The 4504-nt window shown below is 72.5% G+C and carries 5 protein-coding genes and 1 pseudogene; all 6 read right to left on the reverse strand.

Going from position 1 to position 4504, the window contains the following annotated elements:
- A pseudogene (locus tag VJR25_RS15365) lies at window positions 1–754 on the reverse strand (hypothetical protein); the annotation flags it as partial.
- 1 nt (window position 755) lies between these two features.
- On the reverse strand, window positions 756–1511 hold the full coding sequence (locus tag VJR25_RS15370) for an SDR family NAD(P)-dependent oxidoreductase (RefSeq protein WP_324116593.1): 756 nt from the start codon (window positions 1509–1511) through the stop codon (window positions 756–758).
- Window positions 1512–1520: 9 nt separating this feature from the next.
- Entirely contained in the window at window positions 1521–2390 is an 870-nt protein-coding gene (locus tag VJR25_RS15375; protein ID WP_324116596.1) for a phosphogluconate dehydrogenase C-terminal domain-containing protein, read from the reverse strand.
- Entirely contained in the window at window positions 2387–3181 is a 795-nt protein-coding gene (locus VJR25_RS15380) for a sugar phosphate isomerase/epimerase family protein (protein ID WP_324116598.1), read from the reverse strand. The genes VJR25_RS15375 and VJR25_RS15380 overlap by 4 nt, the downstream gene beginning before the upstream one ends.
- Complete coding sequence (locus VJR25_RS15385; protein WP_324116599.1) at window positions 3178–3960, reverse strand: triose-phosphate isomerase family protein; 783 nt, start codon at window positions 3958–3960, stop codon at window positions 3178–3180. The genes VJR25_RS15380 and VJR25_RS15385 overlap by 4 nt, the downstream gene beginning before the upstream one ends.
- A 5-nt stretch (window positions 3961–3965) precedes the next feature.
- The gene (locus tag VJR25_RS15390; RefSeq protein WP_324116601.1) at window positions 3966–4436 is read right to left on the reverse strand and encodes a ribose-5-phosphate isomerase; all 471 of its coding nucleotides are present in this window, start codon (window positions 4434–4436) and stop codon (window positions 3966–3968) included.
- Between the last annotated feature and the right edge of the window lie 68 nt (window positions 4437–4504).

Raw genomic sequence — 4504 nt, forward strand, 5'->3', positions numbered from 1 at the left:
CGAGGGTCGGCGCCGGATCAGGCGCGGTCGCCGCACCGACGGCCACCTGCGGGAAGGAGCCGCCGGCACGCAGCTCGATCGCGTCGCGACCGCGGGGCGTCGTCTCGCCGGTGGTGCGCACCCGCACCTCGATCTGCTGGCGAACCGATGAGCCCGCGGCGAGTTCGTACGGGAAGGGCAGCGCGAGCGGCCGGCTGTACGTCTTGAACGACGCGTCGGTCCAGTTGCGCTGGTCCTCCATCTCGAAGACGTCGCCGCGGAAGCGCACGTCGACGTCGAGACCGCCCGCCTGCCAGGCGAGCCCGGCGATGTCCAGCACCGGCTGGTGCGGGCTGATCCGGTCGGGGAACCGCGTCGTCTCGCGCGAGCCGTCGGAGTGCCGCACGCGCAGGGGTGCCCCGGCCGCGACGGGCGGATGCAGCACCACGAGCCCGGTGCGGTTCGTGCGGAACGCGCGGTGGGCAGTCAGCTCCAGAGCGACCGTCAGCGCGACGGCGGATGCCTCGACCCGCAGCGTCCCGGACAGCTCGGCGCCGAGGCCCGCGGTGTGCACGTGCAGGCGCAGCGTCCCGGCATCCGCGGCGACCTCGTCGACGACGAGCGGTGCGGTGTCCCAATCGCGGTCGCGCACGACGGCGCGGATGCTGCGCAGTGCGACGAGCCCGCCGAACGCGATGTCGGCGAGCTCGTCGTCGCGCAGCTCGAGCGACCACGCTCCGCTGCGCCAGGTCTGCGCGGGCTCGTGCCAGGTCATGTCAGAGGGTCGTCATCCCGCCGTCGACGGCGAACAGCGACCCGGTCGCGAACGCGCCGTCGTCGGAGGCGAGGAAGACCATGATGCCCTCCACGTCGCGCGGGGACCCGGCGCGACCGAGCGGGATGCGGCCGATGATCGCCCGCCGCGACTCCGGGTCGTCGCTGATGGTCGTGACGAGCGTCGTCTCGGTGTACGCCGGCACGACCGTGTTCACGCGGATGTTGTCGCCCGCATAGGCGGCCGCGGCGGTGCGGGCGAGCCCGTGGATGCCGGCCTTCGAGGCGCTGTACGCAGTGAAGGCGGCCCCCTCGCCGTTGATGCCGGTGGGGCTGCCGGTGAGGATGATCGAGCCGCCCCCGCGCGGGAGCATCGCCCGGACCGCGTGCTTGACCGTCAGGAACGTGCCGGTGAGGTTGATGCCGATGGTGCGGTTCCACACCTCGAGGTCGAGGTCGGCGGCGGGGGCATCCTGCCCGAACAGCTGCACGCCGGCGTTCGCGACGACGACGTCGGGCGTCCATCCACCGGTCTCGAGGTCCGCGAACGCGGCCGCGACCGAAGCCTCGTCGGAGATGTCCATCGCGACCGCGCGGGCCGCGTCGCCGATCGCGGCCGCGGTGGATGCCGCGGCATCCCGGTCCCGATCGGCGACGACGACGCGCGCACCCTCGCGGGCGAAGCGCTCGGCCACGGCGCGGCCGATGCCGGCCCCGGAGCCGGTGACGAGTGCGGTCTTGCCGTCCAGTGCGCCCATGGCTGCTCCTCAGCGCTCGATGTGGTCGAGGTGAAGCATCCGCGCGAGATTCTTGTCGAGCTCGTCGTCGCGGAAGATCTTCTTCCAATCGTCCTTGATGATGCTCTCGCGACCGTAGTCCATCGCGATGAGGCATGCGTCGCTGAACGGGTTGTCGCCGCGCAGCCCGTTCGCGAGGGCCACCTGCGTGTGCCCGTACAGGATGCTGCGCGCGGCGGCCTCCGGCACGCCCATGGTGTTCACGGTCTCGGCCAGCGCCTCGTTGAGGAGCGCGCCGATCATGCAGGCGACCGTCTCGACGAGGGTCGGCTCGAGCTGGGCGAGCTGCTTGACGGTGACGTAGTGCACGTCGACGACGGGAGCGTAGATCGCGCGCACGGTCGCGTCGAGGATCTCCTTCTTGGCGGGGTCGTCGGATTCGATCGCGGCGATGGCGTCCTGGGGCGCGGCGATGCCGCCGAAGGTGTCCGCGTACTCCTCGGGGGTGGTGCGCTGCAGGAAGATCGACGGATGGCAGGGGTGGGCGACGGCGCGGATGACGTCGTCGCGGTCGGTGAGCAGGCCCGCGTAGGCGGCGGCCGGGTCGAGCGTGAGCGCGATCGCGCCGGAGCGCATCTGCGGGACGAGGTCGGCGGTGACCGCCTGGAGCGCCAGGTCGGGGACCGCGAACACGACGATGTCGGCGTCGGCCACGGCGACGGCGGCATCGGTGAGCTCGCGACCGGCATCGAGGGTGCGCTGCCGCCCGGCGGGCGAGTTCTCGACGTACGCGACGATGTGGTCGGTCCCCGCCAGGTTGTTCGAGACGCGCATGCCCATCTTGCCGCCCGCGCCGATGACGGCGATGGTGTAGACGGCGGTGTCGGTGCTGGTTGTCATGTCAGGCTCCTGAGGTAGTCGAGGGTGATGCGGGTCCATTCCCGCTCGGTTCGGATGGTCGTCTCGGCGTCGCCCTGCCAGCTCAGCCAGTGCTCCACGATCTCGTCGATGCCGCGCTCGCGCGGTCGGACCGTCTGGAGCAGATGCGGGTAGTCGTGCAGGCCGCGGCCCATGGGGGCGCCGCCGTAGGTGAAGCCGACCCAGCCGGGGCTGCGGGTGAACGCGAAGTCCTTGACGTGCACGTTGCGCGCATGCGCGGCGGCGGCCTCGATGCACGTCCGGGGGTGCTCGAGCCGGGCGACGACGTTGGCGGGGTCGAGGCAGATCCCGAGCGCCGCGCTTCCGATCCGGTCGACGAGGGCGACGAGATCCGCGGTGCCGACCTGCTCGTAGGTCTCCAGGGCCAGGGTGACGCCGGATGCCTCGTAGCCGGGAAGGGCGCGGCGCAGCCAGGTCTCGGCCTGCGCCGGCGACGGCTGCGAGTCCCGTCCCGCGATCATGCTGCGCACGAGGTCGGCACCGAACACGCCGGCCAGGTCGAGGTAGCGGGCGAGCCGGTCGGGTTCGACGCCCTTCGTGCCGAGCTGGATCGTCAGCCCGAGCTCGCGTGCGGCGGCGGCGGCATCCGCGAGTTCGCCCGCGTCCATGCCGTCGAGCGGTGCGTAGTCGCAGATCTGGAACAGGTCGACGCCGAGCCGCCTCGTCGCCTCGAATGCGCCGATGAGGGAGAGGGGCGCTGGGACGGCGTCGGAGTGCTGCCAGAAGAACGCGTACGTGCCGAGGCCGATCACGAGACGGCCTCTCGTGCGCGCCGGGCGGCGGCCAGGACGACCGCCTCGTCGAGCACCGCGGCGAGGTTCGCCGGATCGTGCGCGAAGCGGCCGAGGAACAGTCCGTCGACGTCGTCGCCGAGTCGGGTGAGCAGCCCCGGCCCCGCCGAGCCGCCGTAGATGACCAGGCTGCCCTCCCGGTCCGGGTCCTCAGCCAGTGCGGCCGTCAGGGCCCGGGTGACGGCGACGAGGTGGCCGACCGGAGCGGGGGCCGCGGCGCCGATCGCCCACACCGGTTCGTAGGCGACGACGATCCGGCCCGCGGGAGCGCAGGCCAGGGCGCGGCGCAACTGGGCCACGGTCGCCGGGGCGGCCGACGCGGCATCCTGCTGCTCGGTCTCGCCCACGCACAGCACGGGAACGAGCCCGGCCGCCACGCTCGCGGCGACCTTCGCCGCCGTGACCTCGTCGGTCTCCCCGAACAGGCGGCGTCGCTCCGCGTGACCGACTTCCGCGAGCGCGACACCGGACTCGGCGAGTTCGGCCGCGGTGACCTCGCCCGTGTACGCCCCCGCCCCGAATTCCGAGACGTCCTGGGCGCCGACCGCGATCCCGAGGGCGTCGAGGGCGGCGCGCGCGTCATCGAGCTGCAGATAGGTGGGGATGACGAAGACATCGATGGCGGGATCACGGAGCGCGGGGTGATGGCGCAGCACCGCGGCCACCCGGTCGAACCAGGCGCGCGCGCCGGCTCGCCCGAAGTAGGCCTTCAGGCTCACCCCCACCATCACGCGTCGCATCGGGGTCAGCAGCTTCCCGTGGTCTCGTACTCGCCGATCACGGCCACCTTCGCCGCCGACGCGGATGCCGGGTCGAAGCGATAGGTCAGCCACTCGCGCACGAGGCGGCGGGCGAGCTCCAGTCCGATCACGCGCTGACCCATGGTGAGGATCTGGGCGTCGTTGGAGAGCACCCCGCGCTCGACGGAGAAGCTGTCGTGCGCGGTGACGGCGCGGATGCCGGGCACCTTGTTGGCCGCGATGGCGACGCCGAGGCCGGTGCCGCAGAACAGCAGGGCGCGATCCGCCTCGCCGCGGGCGACGCGCTCGGCGGCCTCGATGGCGACCTTGGGATAGGCGGTGTGGCCGTCGCCGTCCACGCCCACGTCCACGAGCGAGGCGACGCCGGGGTTGTGCTCGAGGTCGCGTTTGAGCGCTTCTTTGTAGTCGTAGCCGGCGTCGTCGGATCCGATCACGATGCGGAGCGCTTCGGTCATGGCTGGAGTTCCTTCGGTCGGGCGCCGGCGAGCAGGTCGCCGACGGCGGTGACGATGAGAGCGAGCGA

This window comes from Microbacterium sp., assembly GCF_035277845.1.
Classification (GTDB): Bacteria; Actinomycetota; Actinomycetes; order Actinomycetales; family Microbacteriaceae; genus Microbacterium.

Coding starts and splice junctions, on each gene's coding strand:
- VJR25_RS15370 (WP_324116593.1), bottom strand. CDS start 1,511: ATGGGCGCACTGGACGGCAAGACCGCACTCGTCACCGGCTCCGGGGCC.
- VJR25_RS15375 (WP_324116596.1), bottom strand. CDS start 2,390: ATGACAACCAGCACCGACACCGCCGTCTACACCATCGCCGTCATCGGC.
- VJR25_RS15385 (WP_324116599.1), bottom strand. CDS start 3,960: ATGCGACGCGTGATGGTGGGGGTGAGCCTGAAGGCCTACTTCGGGCGA.
- VJR25_RS15390 (WP_324116601.1), bottom strand. CDS start 4,436: ATGACCGAAGCGCTCCGCATCGTGATCGGATCCGACGACGCCGGCTAC.